General features: G+C 61.8%; 20 protein-coding genes. 6 read left to right on the top strand and 14 right to left on the bottom strand.

Going from position 1 to position 17,457, the window contains the following annotated elements; all coding sequences use genetic code 11:
* Position 1: 1 nt before the first annotated feature.
* On the bottom strand, positions 2 to 187 hold the full coding sequence (locus ABEH27_RS19230; protein WP_346615089.1) for a hypothetical protein: 186 nt from the start codon (positions 185 to 187) through the stop codon (positions 2 to 4).
* 306 nt (positions 188 to 493) lie between these two features.
* Here ABEH27_RS19230 and ABEH27_RS19225 point away from each other — a divergent pair, with 306 nt between their 5' ends.
* Entirely contained in the window at positions 494 to 964 is a 471-nt protein-coding gene (locus tag ABEH27_RS19225) for a hypothetical protein (RefSeq protein ID WP_346615088.1), read from the top strand.
* Positions 961 to 1,173 (top strand): hypothetical protein, encoded by a 213-nt coding sequence (locus ABEH27_RS19220; RefSeq protein WP_346615087.1) that lies wholly within the window; start codon positions 961 to 963, stop codon positions 1,171 to 1,173. The genes ABEH27_RS19225 and ABEH27_RS19220 overlap by 4 nt, the downstream gene beginning before the upstream one ends.
* Before the next feature lie 20 nt (positions 1,174 to 1,193).
* On the opposite strand, the gene ABEH27_RS19215 is transcribed toward ABEH27_RS19220, so the two are convergent.
* From ABEH27_RS19215 to ABEH27_RS19185, 7 genes are all read right to left on the bottom strand, one after another.
* Positions 1,194 to 1,559: a Na+/H+ antiporter subunit G gene (locus ABEH27_RS19215; RefSeq protein ID WP_346615086.1), complete on the bottom strand. Its 366-nt coding sequence runs from the start codon at positions 1,557 to 1,559 to the stop codon at positions 1,194 to 1,196.
* Positions 1,556 to 1,834 (bottom strand): K+/H+ antiporter subunit F, encoded by a 279-nt coding sequence (locus tag ABEH27_RS19210; protein ID WP_110639073.1) that lies wholly within the window; start codon positions 1,832 to 1,834, stop codon positions 1,556 to 1,558. Before ABEH27_RS19210 ends, ABEH27_RS19215 begins: the two co-directional genes overlap by 4 nt.
* Positions 1,831 to 2,319: a Na+/H+ antiporter subunit E gene (locus tag ABEH27_RS19205; RefSeq protein WP_346615085.1), complete on the bottom strand. Its 489-nt coding sequence runs from the start codon at positions 2,317 to 2,319 to the stop codon at positions 1,831 to 1,833. Before ABEH27_RS19205 ends, ABEH27_RS19210 begins: the two co-directional genes overlap by 4 nt.
* Entirely contained in the window at positions 2,316 to 3,995 is a 1,680-nt protein-coding gene (locus ABEH27_RS19200) for a monovalent cation/H+ antiporter subunit D (protein ID WP_346615084.1), read from the bottom strand. The genes ABEH27_RS19205 and ABEH27_RS19200 overlap by 4 nt, the downstream gene beginning before the upstream one ends.
* Positions 3,992 to 4,336, bottom strand: coding sequence for a Na+/H+ antiporter subunit C (locus tag ABEH27_RS19195; RefSeq protein ID WP_012315281.1), 345 nt, complete (start codon positions 4,334 to 4,336; stop codon positions 3,992 to 3,994). The genes ABEH27_RS19200 and ABEH27_RS19195 overlap by 4 nt, the downstream gene beginning before the upstream one ends.
* Entirely contained in the window at positions 4,336 to 7,251 is a 2,916-nt protein-coding gene (locus ABEH27_RS19190; RefSeq protein ID WP_346615083.1) for a monovalent cation/H+ antiporter subunit A, read from the bottom strand. Before ABEH27_RS19190 ends, ABEH27_RS19195 begins: the two co-directional genes overlap by 1 nt.
* A gap of 149 nt (positions 7,252 to 7,400) precedes the next feature.
* Positions 7,401 to 8,345 carry a DMT family transporter gene (locus ABEH27_RS19185; RefSeq protein WP_346615082.1) on the bottom strand — a complete coding sequence of 315 codons (945 nt, stop codon included), beginning with the start codon at positions 8,343 to 8,345 and terminating at the stop codon, positions 7,401 to 7,403.
* An 83-nt stretch (positions 8,346 to 8,428) separates the two neighbouring features.
* On the opposite strand from ABEH27_RS19185, the gene ABEH27_RS19180 reads away from it, so the two are divergent.
* Positions 8,429 to 8,992, top strand: a complete 564-nt coding sequence (locus ABEH27_RS19180) for an XRE family transcriptional regulator (protein ID WP_346615081.1) — start codon at positions 8,429 to 8,431, stop codon at positions 8,990 to 8,992.
* Positions 8,993 to 8,996: 4 nt separating this feature from the next.
* Here ABEH27_RS19180 and ABEH27_RS19175 read toward each other — a convergent pair whose 3' ends face one another.
* On the bottom strand, positions 8,997 to 9,545 hold the full coding sequence (locus ABEH27_RS19175; protein WP_346615080.1) for a cysteine hydrolase family protein: 549 nt from the start codon (positions 9,543 to 9,545) through the stop codon (positions 8,997 to 8,999).
* 82 nt (positions 9,546 to 9,627) lie between these two features.
* Here ABEH27_RS19175 and ABEH27_RS19170 point away from each other — a divergent pair, with 82 nt between their 5' ends.
* Entirely contained in the window at positions 9,628 to 10,611 is a 984-nt protein-coding gene (locus ABEH27_RS19170; RefSeq protein WP_346615144.1) for a helix-turn-helix domain-containing protein, read from the top strand.
* A 9-nt stretch (positions 10,612 to 10,620) separates the two neighbouring features.
* Here the strand turns inward: ABEH27_RS19170 and soxR are convergent, their stop codons facing one another.
* The gene (gene soxR, locus ABEH27_RS19165) at positions 10,621 to 11,073 is read right to left on the bottom strand and encodes a redox-sensitive transcriptional activator SoxR (RefSeq protein ID WP_346615079.1); all 453 of its coding nucleotides are present in this window, start codon (positions 11,071 to 11,073) and stop codon (positions 10,621 to 10,623) included.
* A gap of 86 nt (positions 11,074 to 11,159) precedes the next feature.
* Between soxR and ABEH27_RS19160 the strand changes: the two genes are divergently transcribed.
* Entirely contained in the window at positions 11,160 to 11,540 is a 381-nt protein-coding gene (locus ABEH27_RS19160) for an antibiotic biosynthesis monooxygenase (RefSeq protein ID WP_346615078.1), read from the top strand.
* Here ABEH27_RS19160 and ABEH27_RS19155 read toward each other — a convergent pair.
* Together ABEH27_RS19155 and ABEH27_RS19150 are read right to left on the bottom strand one after the other, a co-directional pair.
* On the bottom strand, positions 11,519 to 12,289 hold the full coding sequence (locus ABEH27_RS19155) for an alpha/beta fold hydrolase (protein ID WP_346615077.1): 771 nt from the start codon (positions 12,287 to 12,289) through the stop codon (positions 11,519 to 11,521). The two genes, ABEH27_RS19160 and ABEH27_RS19155, sit on opposite strands and share 22 nt — an antisense overlap.
* On the bottom strand, positions 12,273 to 13,391 hold the full coding sequence (locus ABEH27_RS19150) for a DUF3182 family protein (protein WP_346615076.1): 1,119 nt from the start codon (positions 13,389 to 13,391) through the stop codon (positions 12,273 to 12,275). Before ABEH27_RS19150 ends, ABEH27_RS19155 begins: the two co-directional genes overlap by 17 nt.
* Before the next feature lie 220 nt (positions 13,392 to 13,611).
* On the opposite strand from ABEH27_RS19150, the gene ABEH27_RS19145 reads away from it, so the two are divergent.
* On the top strand, positions 13,612 to 15,420 hold the full coding sequence (locus ABEH27_RS19145; RefSeq protein ID WP_346615075.1) for an aminopeptidase P family protein: 1,809 nt from the start codon (positions 13,612 to 13,614) through the stop codon (positions 15,418 to 15,420).
* Between the two features lie 55 nt (positions 15,421 to 15,475).
* On the opposite strand, the gene ABEH27_RS19140 is transcribed toward ABEH27_RS19145, so the two are convergent.
* Both ABEH27_RS19140 and rhtA read right to left on the bottom strand, forming a co-directional pair.
* Positions 15,476 to 15,757, bottom strand: coding sequence for a hypothetical protein (locus tag ABEH27_RS19140; protein WP_346615074.1), 282 nt, complete (start codon positions 15,755 to 15,757; stop codon positions 15,476 to 15,478).
* Positions 15,758 to 15,946: 189 nt separating this feature from the next.
* Entirely contained in the window at positions 15,947 to 16,834 is an 888-nt protein-coding gene (gene rhtA / locus ABEH27_RS19135; protein WP_346615073.1) for a threonine/homoserine exporter RhtA, read from the bottom strand.
* Between the last annotated feature and the right edge of the window lie 623 nt (positions 16,835 to 17,457).

Here is a 17,457-nt window from a genome sequence, read left to right as displayed (position 1 = left end):
GCTAGCGCTCCAGGCGTCTGGCGAGCTCGCAGGCATCATGGTGTCGGCGGCGAAACCCCTTGACCTGCCCGGTAGCGCTCTCGGTGACGTGGAAGAACTCGACACCTGCAGGAATGACGACGAAACGAGGTTTTGAAAGATAAGAAATCTTCTTTGCCTCTCGACGGATTTCAGTGTTTTCGTGCATATTTCTTCCTCAGTAAGCGATGATGGATTGCCGAGCCCATTCTGCCGAGGGGCCTGCTGTTATCTATCGCATCTTTTCCAGCGGAGTAGTTGTAGGACGTTACGCTTCCCGATTGGGGAATGTGCCCAAGCTCGCTGTTGCGGCTAAGTCTGGCGATCCGGAGTAAGGTTTCCTGCACGCCGTATCGCCAAAAGGCACAGACGTATTACGCATCGCTTAATTATTCTTTTCGCCTATCGAATTTAAATGGCCGCGCCTCACCGACTGCGAGTGGGGGCGGATGTCACCGGTTTGAGGATTACTTCATTGGCAGTCAGTACTCTGGATACCCACGCCCTGTTCGCCCTGGGCGATTTGCGCGGTAAGTTGGCCAAGCTGTTTCAGGGCCGTTTCGTGTATGTTACCGAGCAGAACCCCGAAGGCCTGTACATGGCCGAAATAGATACCGATAGCGCGTTGGTTGTCGATGACAAACAGCGCCTGGAGCTGAAGGTCGGCGATCATTTTCGCGCTGCCGTGTTGCCCAGCCGAGAAGGCGGGAAATTGGAAATGCGCTTTCGTGAAATCAAACTCAATGTCTATGGTGTGGGTGATTACGCGTTTGTCTCGGTGCCGGAAGGCGAGGGCATCGTGTTCCGCGACGGCCAGGGCGTGATGTTGGTGTTCGCTGCGCAACAGCAAGTGCAGGAAGGCCTGGGCAAGTTGCTAAAGGCAGTGACCGGCAAGGTCGCGAAATGGCGAAAGGGCGAGCTGATCACGTTCAAGGCAAGTGAATGAGTGACGGCGAGTCACTGCCCGGTTCGCGTGCCGCGTTCCATCGGCAGTATCACGCGCAGGCTGTCTTGCAGGCCGAAAGCCTGCTTGCCAGGCGCCAGGAGATGCAAGGGGCGTGGTTGACCTGGGTGGCCGCCCAGCTCTATCAGCTCAGCCCGCCACCCTACGCCGCCATGGTTCGGCGCGAGCTGCAGCGCCTCACCCAGGGCTGAGGCGGCCGCCGAGCCTTTGATCAGTTGCCGCTGTCGCGGCCGCTGCTGACCTCTTCAGGTACTGCTTCCCTGGACATGCGCTTGCGGAACAACGCCGCCCTGGCCAGGAGTAGTGTGGTAACCGGTACAGTGATCGACAGCAGAATGGGAATCAGCCAGGCGTGCAGCACCGGGCTTTGCTTCAGCCACGAAAAGTAGATGATTGAAGCCAGTGCAACGCACCAGGCGCCAATGGTCGAGGCCAGCGCCGGTGGGTGCATGCGCTGGAAGTAGTCCTTCAGCCGTAGCAAGCCAATCGCCCCGATCAGGGCGAACAGGCTGCCGAGCAGCAGCAGGGCGGCGGTGAGCAGTTCCAGCCAGAGCGGCAATTCAAGGGCTTGATTCATTCGATCACCTCGCCACGCAGCAGGAATTTAGCCAGGGCGAACGAGCCGACAAAGCCAAACAGGGCAATCAGCAGGGCACCTTCGAAATAGGTGTCACTGGCATAGCGAATGCCCAGTACCAGCATCATCAGCATGCCCAGAATATAGAGGTAGTCCAGTGCCAGTACCCGGTCCTGCGCCGAAGGGCCGCGGAACAGCCGGATCAGCGCCAGGCCCATGGCCAGGGCGAAGATGAACAGGCTGGCGAGGACTGCGTTGGCGAGCAGGCCTGTCATTCGAAAATCTCCATCAGCGGGCGTTCGTAAGTGTGTTTGAAGTGCTCGATGAAAGCAGTCTCATCCTGCAGGTCAAACACATGCAGCAGCAGGACGCTGCGGTCCAGCGCCAGTTCCGACCAGACCGTCCCGGGCACCACGGTGGTGATCATCGACAACGCTGCGAGGCCGTGGGCGTCGCGCAGGTCCAGGGGGATGTGCACGAAGGCCGAACGAGGTGGCCGCTGCGCTGCCCGCAACACACCCAGGGCGACCTGCAGGTTGGACTGGATGACGTCGATGCCCACCCGGCAGATCAACCTTGCCACGACCAGTGGCCGACGCACATGGGCGTGCTGAGGGCGCAGCGGCGCCAGCAGCATGGGTGCGACAACAGCAAAAGCGGCAGCCAGCAGCAAGTTGCCGGGGCTGACAGACAGGTTCAGCAGCAGCCAGAGCACGAACAGCGCGACCGACAGCAGCGGAGCGGGGAACAGTCGGCTCATGGCTGCACCTGTACGTCGAGGGAGGTCGGGCCAGGGACGGGGCGGGCGGCCATCACCGCCTGGATGTAGGCGTCGGGCGCCTGCAAGCTGGCGGCGGTGTCCTGGGTGTATCGCAGCAGCGGTTCGGCCCTGACGCTTAGAATGATGCACAGCCCGAGCAGGATCACGATGGGCAGGCATTCATAGCGACGCAGCAGGGGCGAGGGGCGCTCTTCGGGCTTCCAGAAGCGCAGGATGCCTACCCGGCCGAAGGCGATCAGCGAAGCCATGCCCGACAGAATGAGCAGGGCAACCAAAGCCCAGCCTGCGCCGGACAATGGTCGTTCGCTCGGAACGCCCAGCCCCAGCGGGTTGAACAGTGCGCTGATCAGGTTGAGCTTGCCGACGAAGCCTGATAGCGGGGGCATACCGATGATTAGCAGTGCGCAGGCGATGAAGCTCATGCCGAGGAATGCCATGGTCCAGGGGATGATCTGGCCGATAACGGCCTTTTGTTCGTCGTCGAGGTTGATGCCCTTGGGTGGGTGCAGCGACTCGAGCGGCGAGGGCATGGCACCCTCTTCGTCTTCCAGCGGCGCCTCGTTGGCCGATCGCGAGCGTTCGACCAGTTCGGCGAGCAGGAACAGCGCGCACAGTGCCAGGGTTGAGTTCACCAGGTAGAACAAAGCCGCGCCGGTCAGGGCCGGCTGGGCAAAACCGACAGCGCCGAGCAGGGTGCCAGCGGAGACCAGAATGCTCAGTGCGGCCATGCGTTCCAGGCGTTGTGCCGCCAGGATCGACACGGCCGCCACCGCCAGGGTGACCAGGCCACCGTAGATCAGCCATTGGCCACCGAAATGCGCCGATGCGCCGGCCTGGCCGGAAAACAGCAAGGTCCACAGGCGCAGCACGGCATACAGGCCAACCTTGGTCATGATGGCAAACAGCGCCGCTACTGGCGCGCTGGCCGAGGCGTAGGCCGGTATCAGCCAGAAGTTCAGCGGCCAGATGCCTGCCTTGGCCAGGAAGGCGACGGCCAGAATCGCCGCCCCAGCGTGCAGCAGGCCGCGGTCTGCTTCCGGGACCAGCGGGATTTTCAGCGCCAGGTCTGCCATGTTGAGCGTGCCGGTCACCCCGTAGAGCATCGCCGCGCCCACCAGGAACAACGACGAGGCGAACAGGTTGATGGCGATGTAATGCAGGCCCGACCGCACCCGTGCCCGCCCCGAGCCATGCAGCAGCAGGCCATAGGACGCCGCCAGCAGTACCTCGAAGAACACGAACAGGTTGAACAGGTCAGCGGTCAGGAACGCGCCGTAAAGGCCCATCAGCTGGATCTGGAACAGCGCGTGGAAGTTGGCGCCCGCGCTGTCCCAGCGGGCGCGGGCGAACAGCAGTGCGCTGAAACCGATGACGCCGGTCAGGGTCAGCAGCAGTGCCGAAAGGTGGTCCAGTACCAGCACGATGCCGAAGGGCGCAGGCCAGTTGCCCGGCAGGTAAACGCCGATGGACTCAGCCTGCCCTTGGCTGCGAACCCACAGCAGCAGGGTAGCCGCGATGGCCAGGCCACTGAACGTCGACAGCAGGTTGAGGCGCGCCTTCAGATGACGACGCTTCTCGCCCAGCAACAGCATCACCGCTGCAGTGAGCAGCGGCAGCAGAATGGGGGCGACGATCAATTGACTCATCACAGTCATTCGTCACGCTCCCTGCCATCCACATGGTCGGTGCCAGTCAATCCACGTGACGCCAGCAGCACCACGAGGAACAGCGCGGTCATGGCAAAGCTGATGACGATGGCGGTGAGCACCAGCGCCTGGGGCAGCGGGTCGGTGTAGTGCAGAAGGTCCTGGGTGACGCCTTCCTTGATGATCGGCTCCTTGCCGATGAACAGGCTGCCCATGCTGAAAATGAACAGGTTGACCCCGTACGACAGCAGGCACAGGCCCATGATCACCTGGTAGGTCCGTGGGCGCAGGATCAGCCAGACGCCCGAGGCGGCCAGTACCCCGATGGCGACTGCAATGACTTCTTCCATCAGGCGGCTCCTGCTTGGCTGGATTTCGACGATTGGCCCGGCCGGTAGGCACGGACCGATTGGTGCGCCAGGGCGGTGAGGATCAGCAGGGTCGAGCCGACCACCACGGTGTACACGCCGATATCGAAGAACAGTGCACTGGCCACGTGCACGTCGCCGAGCAATGGCAGGTGCAGGTGGGCGGTATGGGTGGTCAGGAACGGATAACCCAGCACCATGGCACCGGCCCCGGTCAGGGTCGCACACAACAGGCCGGTGCCCATCCAGCGCAGCGGTCGCAGGCTCATCTGCGCCTCGACCCATTGAGTGCCCGCAACCATGTACTGGAGGATGAACGCCACCGACATCACCAAGCCGGCGACGAAGCCGCCGCCCGGCTGGTTGTGGCCGCGCATGAACAGGTACATCGACACCAGCAGCGCGATGGGCAGGAGCAAGCGCACCAATACGGCGGGCACCATCATGAAGCCCAATGCGGTGTCGGTGGCATGGCGCGGGTTGATCAGGTCGGTGACCACGTCAGGCGCAAGCTGGCGCTGCTGGGCAGGCAGCTGCATGCTCTCCTTGGGGGGGCGGAAGCGGCGCAGCAGGGCGAACACGGTCAGGGCCACGGCCACCAGCACGGTAATTTCACCGAGGGTATCGAAGCCGCGGAAGTCCACCAGCATCACGTTGACCACGTTGGTGCCGCCGCCCTGGGGCAGGGCACGGCTCAGGTAAAACGAGGAAATGTCGTTAGGTGTGGGGCGGGTCAGCATGGCGTAGGACAGCAACGCCATGCCGCCACCGACGAGGATGGCCAGCAGCAGGTCGCGCAGGCGCCGAACGCGGGCGCGATCGAGGCTGCCCGGTAGCGGCGAGACACCTTCTATTCGCCGCGGCAGCCAGCGCAGGCCGAGCAGGATCAGCACCGTGGTAACCACCTCGACCACCAGCTGGGTCAAGGCAAGGTCAGGCGCGGAGAACCAGACGAATGTGATGCAGGTCATCAGGCCGCAGACGCCGACCATGATCAACGCAGCCAGGCGGTGATACTTGGCCTGGTAAGCGGCACCGATCGCGCAGGCGATGGCGATCAGCCAGAGTGCAACAAATACCCCGGAGCCGGGAATCTTCGGCCGGTCGCCCCAGCTTAGCCCGCTGTACAACAGGGGCGTGAGGCCGGCAAGGAAGGCCGCCAGCACCATCATGAACAGTTGCGACTGCAACCGGCGGGTGGTCAGCAGGCTTTCGACGCGCTTGGCCAGCAGCATCAGGTGCACCTGGCCGTGCTCGAACAGCCGCTTGCCATTGAAACGCTCGATCAGCGGCGGGTAGGGGAAGCGGCCACGGCGTAATTGGTTGCGCAACAGCAGGTAGAGCACGATACCGCCACTCATGGCGACCAGGCTCATGATCAGCGGAGCGTTCCAGCCATGCCAGATGGCCAGGCTGTACTCCGGCAACGTGCCGCCTACCACCGGCAGGGCAGCGGCGGCCAGTAGCGGGCCGACGGACTGGGCGGGGAAAATACCTACCACCAGGCAGGTGAGCACCAGCAACTCGACCGGCGCGCGCATCCAGCGTGGCGGTTCGTGAGGCGTGTGTGGCAGATCCTGGGCGGTAGGGCCAAAGAACACGTCAACGGTAAACCGCAGGGCATAGGCAACGCTGAAGGTGCCGGCGAGGGTGGCGATCACTGGCAGCGTGGCTTCGACCCAGGCGGTGGATGTGATGAACACGGTTTCGGCGAAGAACATTTCCTTGGACAGGAAACCGTTCATCAATGGCACGCCGGCCATGGAGGCACTGGCCACCATGGCCAGCGTGGCGGTGTAGGGCACCAGGCGGATCAGGCCGCTGAGGCGGCGAATGTCGCGGGTGCCGCTTTCATGGTCGATGATGCCGGCGGCCATGAATAGCGAAGCCTTGAAGGTGGCATGGTTGAGGATGTGGAACACGGCGGCAACAGCGGCCAGCGGGCTGTTCAACCCCAGCAGCAGGGTGATCAGGCCCAGGTGGCTGATGGTGGAGTAGGCCAGCAGGCCCTTGAGGTCGTTCTGGAACATCGCTGCGAAGGCGCCCAGCAGCAGCGTGATGGCGCCAGCACCGCCGACGATCCAGAACCATTCTTCACTCCCCGATAGCACTGGCCAGAGCCGTGCCAGCAGGAATACGCCGGCCTTGACCATGGTCGCCGAATGCAGATAAGCCGATACAGGCGTCGGCGCTGCCATGGCGTGGGGTAGCCAGAACTGGAAAGGGAACTGCGCGCTCTTGCTCAAGGCACCGATCAGGATCAATGGCAGCAGCACGGGGTACAGTGCATGTTGGCGAACGGTATCGCCGGCAGCCAGGACCTTGTCCAGGTCGTAGCTGCCGACCACATGGCCGAGCAGGAGGGCCCCCACCAGCAGGCACAGGCCACCGGCGCCTGTGACCATCAGTGCCATGTATGCGCCGCGGCGGGCGTCGGCGCGGTGGTGCCAGTAGCCGATGAGCAGGAACGAGAACAGGCTGGTCAGCTCCCAGAAGAACACCAGCTGCACCAGGTTGCCTGAGATGACCAAGCCAAGCATGGCGCCCATGAAGGCCAGGAAGAAAGCGAAGAAGCGGGGTACCGGGTCCTGCGGCGACATGTAATAGCGCGCGTACAACGAGACCAGCGCGCCGATACCCAGTACCAGCACTGAGAACAGCCAGGCGAAGCCATCCATGCGCAGGACCAGGTTGAGGCCCAGGCTTGGCAGCCAGAGGAATTCCTCGCGAATCACACCGCCGTGAGCGACTTGAGGGTACAGCAGTGCTACCTGGACGGTGCCGACCAGGGCCACGAGCCCCGCTAGGATGGACTCGGCGTTACGTGCGTTGTGCGGCAGCACGGCTGCCAGGCAACTGCCCACGAACGGCAGAAGCAGTAGCACTATCAAGGACATAGCGTTCTATTCTGGAAAGGTTTGCAAGGATCATACGTGCCGAGCAGTTGATCACCAACACGCAAGCTGTCGCAGAATCATACAAACAGGGTGTGACAAGCTGTTTTTTTATAACAGTTTTTTACAGAGCATAGCCGTTGTTGGCTGATTCATCGGCCTGTTTCACCATCACCCAGCACTTCGGCTGCTTCGTCCACAGCACTGGCACGGCGGATCTTCAACTCACTGACCACCACGGCGATGACGATCAGCAGGCCACCGATCAGTGCCACACCGGGCAGGCGCTCACCGGCGATGCGGCCGACGATCCCGGCCCATACCGGTTCGCCTGCGTAGATCAGCGTGGCGCGGGTTGGCGAAACCGATTTCTGTGCCCAGTTCATCGCTACCTGAATGATTGCGCTCATGGCGCCGAGGCCCAGGGCACTGAGCAGCAACAACCAGGAGAAGTCGGGTATGCGCTCCTGAGTCGGCACGATCATCAGGAAAGACAGCAGGGAGGCGGTCGCCAATTGCACCACGGTGACGCGACGCACGTCGACCTGGCCAGCATAGCGGCTGATCAGGATAATCTCGGCGGCGATGGCCACTGCGCTCACCAGGGTCACGACTTCACCTTCGCTGAAATGCAGGGTGCCGCCCTCAGGCCCGGCCAGCAGCATCAGGCCGAGGAATGCCAGGCAGATACCGATGCTGGGCATCAGCCCTGGCCGACGGCCCAGCACCAGCCACTGCAGCAGCGGTACGAAAGGTACATACAGAGCGGTAATGAACGCCGACTGGCTGCTGCTGATGGTTTGCAAGCCCATGGTCTGCAAGCCGTAACCGAGCATGATGGACGCGCCGATCAGCACCCCGGCTTTCAATTCGGTCAGGGTCAGCCCAGGCAGCGCACGCGCCGAGACCAGCCCAACGAACAGCGCGGCGGCAGCGAAACGCAGGCCGACGAAAAACATCGGGCCGCTGACGGTCATGACGTTATGCACCAGCAGAAAGGTGCCGCCCCATAGCATGGTGATGAACACCAGCACCAGCTCGGCTTTGCTCAGGCGTAAATAAACGGAGGTCTGCGGGCTGCTGTTCGGTTGGGTCATGGCCTTGCGCACTCGGAGGGGGCGGCGCACAATCGCCGCAAAGTGGGCAGTATACTGCGCAACCGGAACAAGTGAGCAATATAGTGCACAAAGAATCTGCGCACCGTGCCTCGGTACTGCAGCATGTCAGCCTCAATGTCCGAAGCCTGCGCAATGCGCTGGGGATGAGCCAGGCCGCGCTTGCTGAGCGTTCAGGCGTGAGCCGGCGCATGCTGGTAGCGATCGAGGCAGGTGAAAAGAACGTCAGCCTGACCACCCTCGACCTGATTGCCGAGGCGTTGGGGGTCGCCTTCAGCACGCTGATCCAGGCGCCTGACCAGCGCGACACCAGTCGCATCGATGAACTGGCCTGGGCCGGCGAGCATCCGCAGAGCAAGGCGGTACTGCTGGCCAGCAGCGCCGCCCGCAAAGAGGTGGAGATCTGGGAGTGGACCCTGGCACCGGGTGAGTGCTACATCAGTGAGGCCGATGCCGAGGGCTGGAGCGAGCAGATCTACGTGGCCGAAGGGCAGCTCACGCTGATCATCGAAGGGGCCGAGCATTGCTTGCAGGTCGGCCAGTTTCATGTGTTTCCCAGCAACTGCCGCTATGCCTACCGCAACGATGGTGCTGTGCCCACGCGGTTTGTGCGAAACGTCGTGATATGAGCTGTCAGCCTTTCAGCAGTTCATCGGTCTTCACCACCTTGGCATAGGCAAACGCCAGCGCGGCCATCGCCGACGCCTGCACGTCCGCTGCCGGCACCTGCTTGCCATTGAAGTCGAGCGGCAACGTGGCACACGCATCATGGGCCACTGTGACGTCAAAACCGAAATCGGCGGCAGCGCGGGTGGCGGCGTCGATGCACATATGGCTCATGCTGCCAACGATGGTCAGGTCGGTGATGCCATGTTGATCGAGGGTGGTCTTGAGCGGGGTGTCACGGAATGCATTCACCTTGTGCTTGAGCACCACCGGTTCCCCATCCACCGGCTGGACCTTTGCATGGATCGCCGCGCCTTCTGAGCCTGGCACAAAGAACGGCGCATCGCTGCTTTCGAACTCATGTCGAACATGCACCACAAGGTCGCCGCGTTGGCGCGCTGCGTCCAGCAACCTTGCGGCGTTGTCGGCTGCCTGGTCAGCGCCTTCAAGAGCCCATTTGCCCCCTGGGAAGTAATCGTTCTGGATATCGATGATGATCAGCGCCTGCTTGCTCATGCTGCCTCCTGTGGCAGTAGTCGTTGGATGACGATAGTTATAGGCTGTGCGCAACGAGTTGAGGATTGGCGTGACCGACACAATGACGGCAAAAACTGACAGCCCAGGCAGCCTGGAGATCGGCCTGCTGCTTTACCCCGGCGCGCAGCGCGCGGCGGTGCATGGGCTCGCCGACCTGTTTAGCGTGGCCAACCGTGTCGCCGCTGAGCTCGGTGCTGTCGACCTTGCGCAAATTCGGGTCAGCCATTGGCAAGCGGATGAAACGGGGCAGTTGCAGGTCGTCGAGGACAGCCATCCCGGAGCACCCCATCACGTGCGCGTGCTCATCATCCCTCCCAGCCTGGAATCTGCACCACCGCCTGAGCTGCTCGAACTTCACCGGGGGCTACTGTGTCGTTGGCATGGCCAGGGCACGGTATTGGCCTCTGTTTGCATCGGCGTGTTTTTTCTCGCCGCCAGCGGATTACTGGACGGCCGTTCGGCGAGCACGCATTGGAATTACGCGCAAACACTGGCCCAGCGCTACCCCAAAGTCAGGGTTGAAGCCAACCAGCCGCTGCTGGATGACGGGGACATCATGACCTCGGCGGGGTTGATGGCCTGGACCGAGCTGGGCTTGCGCCTGCTGGACCGTTTTCTCGGCCCGTCGGTAGCGTGGGAAACGGCGCGTTATATGTCCGTGGAACCGGTCACGGCGCCGTTACCTGGGGCGCTGTTCAGTCCGCGGCTGGATCACGGCGATGCGGCGGTGCTCAAGGTGCAGCACTGGTTGCAAGCCAGTGCCGCGCAGGGCGCGGACTTGGCGGGCATGGCTGATTGCGCCGGGCTGGAAGAGCGAACGTTCCTGCGCCGTTTTCGCGCAGCCACCGGCCTGAAGCCCACCGAGTACTGCCAGCAGGTGCGGGTGGGCCGCGCCTGCCGGATGTTGGAGTTCACCCGGCGCACCGTCGAGCAGATTGCCTGGGGCGTGGGATATCAGGACCCAGGCGCATTTCGCAAGGTGTTCCAGCGCACCACCGGCTTGACCCCCAGCGATTACCGGCGTCGTTTCGCGCCGCCTAGATGACCGCGCTATTCAGGGCAAATGCGGCCCAGGCCCTTCGTCGGCCAGATGGTCCTGACGGTTGCGTAGCGGGCATTCCTTGAGTGACATGCACCCGCAGCCGATGCAGCCGTCCAGTTGATCGCGCAACAGGATCATGTCGTCGATACGCCGGTTAAGGTCATCACGCCAGCCTTCCGACAGGCGCTGCCAATCCTCGGCCGTCGGAATATGGTCATTGGGCAGCGCGGCGAGTGCCGTTGCGATGTCGGCCAGCGGAATGCCCAGGCGTTGAGCCATCTTTATTACCGCAACACGGCGCAGCACGGCGCGCGGATACCGGCGCTGGTTGCCGGCGTTGCGCGTGCTGCGGATCAGCCCCTTGGTTTCATAGAAGTGCAGCGCGGTGACTGCCACCCCGCTTCGGGCGGCCAGTTGGCCGACGCTGAGCAGCTTGTCCTGGGCCACTGGTGTAGTTTTCGGCATGCAAAAAGCCTCTTGACCTTGACTTAACTCGAGGTTTTACAGTGCTGGCCATCGCGCTGCAAGCGTCCGGAGCAAGGAGACTGTCCATGACGGCCAATCCGCATTCCCTGTGGTTTACCCAGATGATCGAATACGAAGTGCCTGCCGCACGCCAGGCGGCGCTCGCCCATGCGCTGGTGACGCGCAGTGAAGCGCTCGCCTACCGGTGCGAGGGCTTGCAAGGTGTCAGTGTTCAGGCCAGCGACGACGGCAGTCGGGTACTCCAGTACCTGCAGTGGCAGTCGCGCCAGGCCTGGGCTGCGGCGGCAGAATCCTTTACCGAAGAGCCTTTTCTCGACCTGGTGCGGCTGCACCAGGCGCGCAGTGTCAACTTTACCGCTTATCAGGCGCTGCGCAGCGTGGTGCGTGACGCCGACGGTGGCCTGCATTGCCAGGTCGGCGAGCCTCAGGCGTACCAGGGTGCGTAGTGCGGGTAGCGGTCCAGGCGCGCGCCGACCACCATCTCGCTGATCCACGACGCGAGGATCGAGCTGTAGGCTTTCTGACTTTCTTCGCTGGAAAGCCCGTGATCAGCACCATCGACTATTCGATGGGTGAGCGAGTGGGCGCTGATGAAGGCCGAGCGATAGCTCATCAGCGTGGCATGCGGCACATAATCGTCCTGCTCCGATTCCACCAGCAGCACATCGCCGGCGAATTCTGCGCAGGCTGCCAGGGCACGGTTGTCTGACGGCGCGAGCGGGCGCTGGCGATAGGCATTGAGGCGCTGGCGGTCGAGCGTCTGCTTGGGCGTGTCCCATTCGTCGTCCCAGTACATGGCCGGCACGCGCAAAGCCAGCCACTTCACCGGCCGCTGCAGGGTCAGCAAGGTGGCCAGGTAGCCACCGTAGCTGCTGCCGATGATGGCGATGGCGCTGCTGTCCACTGCCGGGTGGCTGACCAGCCGGTCGTAAGCCGCGAGCAGGTCTTTCAGGTTTTGCTCGCGAGTCACTGTGAGGCGCTGGCTCTCGGTCTTTTCGTGGCCGCGCAGGTCGAAGGTCATGCACACACAGCCCAGCCCGGTAATGTGCCTGGCGCGGGCGAGGTCGCGTTGCTGGCTGCCACCCCAGCCGTGCACGAAGAGGATGCCGGGCATCTTGCTTCCGGGGCTGACCAAGGTACCGACGATGCTGTCATCGTCGACTTGCAGCTCGATGGTCTCACTCTGAATGGTCATGCTCGCGAATCCGCGCGAATTTGCTGAGTTGTCCGAGTTCACTGTCGTTTCCTTGGTAGAAGAGGGTGGCGTCAGCGGGCAGGTCGGGCGTGCTGAACACTTCGTGGGTGGAGGCATGCACCCGCTGCAGTGCCGGGTCAGCCGCAAATGCCTGCAGGGCCAGCAGCTCTGCGCTGCTGGCCCCGCCCAGGCGCCAGGATTGTTCGAGCACGCCGCTGCGCAGATGGCCTTGCGCGTCGAAGCCGCGGGCAATGTCGTAGTTGCGACGCGAAGCGATGAAGCCTGGGAACTGCTGCTCGGCTGCCTGTTCGTAGGTCATGGCCTGGTTGATCGCCAGGCGCAGGTGATCCTCAAGTGGGAGTTGCAGCAATGCCTGGTAATCGCCGCGAACCACGATCAGGTCAGAGCCGCCATAGACTTCTATGCCCTGGTGGTCGCGGGTCAATTGCTGGGTGCCGTGGTAGCTGCAGGTCAGGCCGGCAACCCGAACCTGGCCGACGCTGTAGGTTTCTACCCCACTGAGGTCTTCCTCCAGCACCAGCCCCCATAACCCCAAGGCCTGGTCATCCATGTCTGCGAGCAGCGGCTCCAGTTCATCCAGTGCCACGATGACCTGTTGTCCGCGCCCGGCACAGGCCAGTACGGGCTTGAGCCGCACAGGGCCGTCGCGCAGCAGTAGCTCTGCGGCCCGGCGGGCATCGGCTTTGCTGAACACGGTATAGCCGCAGAGCAGGGCATCGCTGGCCTGGAGGGCGAATGCATCAGTCCAGCCGGGCGGGAAATCGGCGTTGGCCGGCAGTGGGTGAGAGATTGCCTTGGTTGCCATGTAAGGATGACTGACCACGCCGCCGAACAGGTCGTGCTCGGTCAGGATGCCTATGGCCGCCTGGCGCTGTGGGTCGACCAGGGTTTCAGTCGGCAGGTAATAGTAGCCGTCGGCGGCGGTAGGGGAGTAATCGGGCTCTACGTGGTGGCAGCCCAGAAGGCCGGCAATGCCGGCCGCCAGCTTGAGGTGCACGGCGTGTTCGTGTTCTGGCGTGTGCTCGCGTGTGTCGAGCAGTACGACACCTGTCTTCGGTTCGCAGGCGCTGGGCATGGGCATCAGCCTGTCTGCAATGAATGTAATGGTTGTGAAGCCCCATTGTTCGGGAAGTTCAGCCAGAAGCGATCGATGGTCCCGGCTTGATTGTAGGAAGCGTCCTGATTGCAGGTGTCGTCATGGGCATTGCATGCCGCGAGTTGGCCGTCCTGATTGCAGGGCAGTAATGGCTGTTCCATTATCGTGCTTTGGGCTTAACCAGGCTGTGATCGCAGGAGTGCGCATGAACGTTCAGACCACCATCGAGCAGAGTGTTCCGCAGCGCCTGGCGCGCGTGCGTGAGGTAATGGCCAGGGAGGGCGTCGATGCCCTGCTGGTGCCCTCGGCCGATCCTCACCTTTCCGAATACCTGCCGGGCTACTGGCAAGGGCGCCGGTGGCTGTCGGGGTTCGATGGTTCGGTGGGCACCCTTGTGGTCACTGCCGATTTTGCCGGGTTGTGGGCTGACAGCCGCTACTGGGAGCAAGCGGACAGAGAGTTGGCGGGCAGTGGCATTGAGCTGATGAAGTTGCTGCCGGGCAAACCCGGTGCGCTGGAATGGCTGGGTGACAACATCCGGGCGGCGGGCGCGGTGGCCGTGGATGGCGCGGTCATGGCCCTGGCGTCGGCACGCCAACTTGAGGAGCGCCTGAAGGCTCGCGATATCCGTCTGCTCACTGACCGGGACCTGCTTGCGCAGGTTTGGGATGGGCGCCCGGCGCTGCCATCAAACCCGGTTTATCAGCACTTGCCGCCCCACGCCACGGTCAGCCGGGCGGAAAAGCTCGCCCAGCTGCGTAGCACCCTGGCAGAGAAGGGTGCGGATTGGCACTTCATCGCGACACTGGACGATATCGCCTGGCTGTTCAACCTGCGTGGCAGTGATGTCTCCTACAACCCGGTGTTCGTTTCGTTTGCCCTGATTGGCCAAAAGCAGGCCACCCTGTTCGTCGGAGCGGGAAAGGTCGATGAGCACCTGCGGCATGTGTTGCAAGTCGACGGGATTGAGTTACGTGATTACGCCGATGTAGGCACGGTGCTGTCGCAAGTGACACCTGAGAGTCGGCTGTTAGTGGACCCGTCGCGGGTAACCTGCGGTTTGCTGAAACACCTGGATGCACAGGTTCAACTGATCGAGGCGCTTAACCCGACCACGCTGAGCAAGTCACGCAAGGGCGAAGATGAGCTGGTTCATGTCCGCAAGGTCATGGAGCAAGATGGCGCTGCCCTGTGCGAATTCTTCGCTTGGCTGGAGGCGCATCAGGGCACGGAAGTCATTACCGAACTGACCATCGATGAACAGCTGAGTGCGGCGCGCGCCCGTCGCCCCGGCTTCGTTTCGCTGAGCTTTTCCACCATTGCCGCGTTCAACGGCAACGGTGCCATGCCCCACTACCGGGCTACCGAGCAGTCTCATGCCGTGATCGAAGGCGACGGCTTGCTGTTGATCGACTCAGGAGGGCAATACCTGGGCGGCACTACCGATATAACCCGCATGGTTCCGGTAGGCACGCCCAGCCTCGAGCAGAAACAGGATTGCACCAGGGTGCTCAAGGGCATGATTGCCTTGTCACGCGCCACTTTCCCCCGCGGCATTCTTTCGCCGCTGCTCGACGCCATCGCGCGCGCGCCGATATGGGCTGATCAGGTCGACTATGGCCACGGTACCGGTCACGGTGTCGGCTATTTCATGAATGTGCACGAAGGGCCGCAAGTGATCGCCTACCAGGCTGCAACCGCGCCGCAGACGGCCATGCAGGCCGGGATGATCAGTTCGATCGAACCGGGTACCTACCGTCCTGGCGCCTGGGGTGTGCGTATCGAGAACCTGGTGGTAAACCGGGAGGCAGGCAAGTCTGCATTTGGCGACTTCCTCACATTCGAGACCCTGACGCTATGCCCTATCGATACGCGCTGCCTGCTGGCGGACTTGCTCACAAAAGAGGAGCTTGTCTGGCTGAACAGCTACCACAGGGTGGTGCGTGAGCGCCTTGCGCCGTTGCTTGCCGGCGATGCGTTGGCCTGGCTTGAGGAGCGTACGGCGCCGCTCTGAGTGGCTAGGGCAGCGTGTGAATGAAAGAAGGGCAGCTCATGGGCTGCCCTTTTCTTCATTTGCAGATGACGATCATGCTGCGGCTGGTGTAGCCGGCGGGGTTGATGCCGAAGAGGTAATCTCCCGGTTCCTCGCCAGTGTCGCCGGAGCGCGCGATGACTTTATAACCGCGCTTGCTGCAAGAGGTGGCTGCCTTGCTGTAGCACTTGTCCCACGACGAGGAAAGGCCGGAGCAGTTGATATGCAGGCCCTTTTTTCCCTTTTTGACCTCGGTCTTGGCCGTTGCGGCGCATCCAGCAATGGCCAGAACGGCCAGGATGAGCAAAATACGTTTCATTCCTGTCCTTAAATGCAGGGCTAATGGTGGTCTGACCCTGTCGTAATGGCTTCAGTTCTTCCTGAATCTTCCTCAGCTTCCGTGTTCGCTCAAGTAGATAGCCAAAAGATTATGACTTTGTGACAGCTTAATCAGCGAGGCGGGCCGCCACAATGGTTAATCCCATCCCAAATGGAAATATTTCTCAAATCAGTCGGCCGCAACGGGGGGGTTAGCTTCTTTGCGCATCGACAGGGTGGCACCGACAGAAGCGGCAATAATGGCGAAAATCGCCAGCCATTGGGTCACGCTCAACAACTCACCCAGGAACAGCAGGCCGGACAAGGCGCCAATGGCGGGTTCAATGCTCATCAGCGTGCCGAATGTGCGTGCTGGCATGCGAGTCAGGGCAACCATTTCCAAGCTATAGGGCAGTGCTGTCGAGAGTATGGCGACCCCGAGGGCCAGCGGGATGACTGCAGGTGTCAACAGGGCGCTGCCGGCATGAACGATACCGATTGGCGCTACGAAGATGGCGGCAACTACAACACCCAGTGCGGCACTCTGGATGCCATGCTCCGCGCCCGCGCGTTGGCCGAAGAGGATATACAGTGCCCAGCACACACCCGCGCCCAGCGCATAGCCAGCCCCTGTCAGGTCCAGGGACTGGCCACCGTGACCGACGGGGATCAATAGCAACAGGCCGGTGACCGCCAGGGCAATCCACAAGAAATCGATCACCCGCCGTGAGGCGAAAAGCGCTACGGCCAGCGGGCCGGTGAATTCCAGAGCGACGGCGATGCCAAGGGGCGTTGTTTGCAGTGCCATATAGAAGAGGAAGTTCATGCCCCCCAGGGCCATGCCGTAAATGACCACGTTGCGCAGCGTGCTGGCGGTCATGCGTACGCGCCATGGGCGCAATATAAGCAGCATGATGATACTGGCGAAGATCAGGCGCAGCGTCGTGGTGCCTTGTGCGCCGATCATGGGGAACATGCTTTTGGCCAAGGATGCGCCCGATTGTATTGATGCCATGGCGATGAGCAGCAGGCCGATGGGGAAGAGCGTGGAGGCCAGGCTGCGGGGCTGGGTGTTCATTTGTGGGCGGCGATCCTTGATAGGGGAGGGGGTGTGCAATATAGTGCGCAATTGCTGGGGGCCGGCGCAAGGCGTGCGCGCACTGGTTATTTCCTCCTTTAATGAAAGTAACTGTTGACGTGGTCTTCAATCCCCTTATAATGCGCCCCACTTCCAGCGACATCGGAACGACAAACTCCTTGAGATTCAATGAGTTAAGTAGTTAAGGTGGTGCTGCAAGGGCTACGATCGAATGATCGCAAGCGGTTGAAATGGTGGTTGACAGCGCTTCTAAACGCTGTATGATTCACCTCCGCTATGAGAGATCGCAGCGAGTTAAGTGTTTGAAGCTAAACGAGTTTCTCGGTAAAAACTTCAAAATAAACGCTTGACAGGTTCTGAGGAAAGCGTAGAATGCGCGCCTCGGTTGAGACGAAAAGCTCTTAACCAAACGCTCTTTAACAAATTGAATCAAGCAATTCGTGTGGGTGCTTGTGAGTACGGACTGATAGTCAAAAAGATTATCAGCATCACAAGTGACCATGCGAGAAATCACATAGTCATTTGAGATTGCTGAGCCAAGTTTAGGGTTTCTTAAAAACCCAAGCAGTATTGAACTGAAGAGTTTGATCATGGCTCAGATT

The sequence above is a fragment of the Pseudomonas sp. P39-UII1 genome (assembly GCF_039672635.1).
In the GTDB taxonomy this organism is placed as follows: domain Bacteria; phylum Pseudomonadota; class Gammaproteobacteria; order Pseudomonadales; family Pseudomonadaceae; genus Aquipseudomonas.
Note: the sequence above shows the minus strand (reverse complement) of the source record. Positions and strands in the feature narration are given on the sequence as shown.

Coding starts and splice junctions, on each gene's coding strand:
- ABEH27_RS19175 (WP_346615080.1), bottom strand. CDS start 9,545: ATGAGCAAGCAGGCGCTGATCATCATCGATATCCAGAACGATTACTTC.
- ABEH27_RS19155 (WP_346615077.1), bottom strand. CDS start 12,289: ATGACCATTCAGAGTGAGACCATCGAGCTGCAAGTCGACGATGACAGC.
- ABEH27_RS19140 (WP_346615074.1), bottom strand. CDS start 15,757: ATGAAACGTATTTTGCTCATCCTGGCCGTTCTGGCCATTGCTGGATGC.
- ABEH27_RS19160 (WP_346615078.1), top strand. CDS start 11,160: ATGACGGCCAATCCGCATTCCCTGTGGTTTACCCAGATGATCGAATAC.
- ABEH27_RS19210 (WP_110639073.1), bottom strand. CDS start 1,834: ATGACAGGCCTGCTCGCCAACGCAGTCCTCGCCAGCCTGTTCATCTTC.
- ABEH27_RS19145 (WP_346615075.1), top strand. CDS start 13,612: ATGAACGTTCAGACCACCATCGAGCAGAGTGTTCCGCAGCGCCTGGCG.
- ABEH27_RS19230 (WP_346615089.1), bottom strand. CDS start 187: ATGCACGAAAACACTGAAATCCGTCGAGAGGCAAAGAAGATTTCTTAT.
- ABEH27_RS19190 (WP_346615083.1), bottom strand. CDS start 7,251: ATGTCCTTGATAGTGCTACTGCTTCTGCCGTTCGTGGGCAGTTGCCTG.
- ABEH27_RS19185 (WP_346615082.1), bottom strand. CDS start 8,345: ATGACCCAACCGAACAGCAGCCCGCAGACCTCCGTTTATTTACGCCTG.
- ABEH27_RS19205 (WP_346615085.1), bottom strand. CDS start 2,319: ATGAGCCGACTGTTCCCCGCTCCGCTGCTGTCGGTCGCGCTGTTCGTG.
- ABEH27_RS19220 (WP_346615087.1), top strand. CDS start 961: ATGAGTGACGGCGAGTCACTGCCCGGTTCGCGTGCCGCGTTCCATCGG.
- rhtA (WP_346615073.1), bottom strand. CDS start 16,834: ATGAACACCCAGCCCCGCAGCCTGGCCTCCACGCTCTTCCCCATCGGC.
- ABEH27_RS19200 (WP_346615084.1), bottom strand. CDS start 3,995: ATGACTGTGATGAGTCAATTGATCGTCGCCCCCATTCTGCTGCCGCTG.
- ABEH27_RS19170 (WP_346615144.1), top strand. CDS start 9,628: ATGACGGCAAAAACTGACAGCCCAGGCAGCCTGGAGATCGGCCTGCTG.
- soxR (WP_346615079.1), bottom strand. CDS start 11,073: ATGCCGAAAACTACACCAGTGGCCCAGGACAAGCTGCTCAGCGTCGGC.
- ABEH27_RS19150 (WP_346615076.1), bottom strand. CDS start 13,391: ATGCCCATGCCCAGCGCCTGCGAACCGAAGACAGGTGTCGTACTGCTC.
- ABEH27_RS19215 (WP_346615086.1), bottom strand. CDS start 1,559: ATGAATCAAGCCCTTGAATTGCCGCTCTGGCTGGAACTGCTCACCGCC.
- ABEH27_RS19195 (WP_012315281.1), bottom strand. CDS start 4,336: ATGGAAGAAGTCATTGCAGTCGCCATCGGGGTACTGGCCGCCTCGGGC.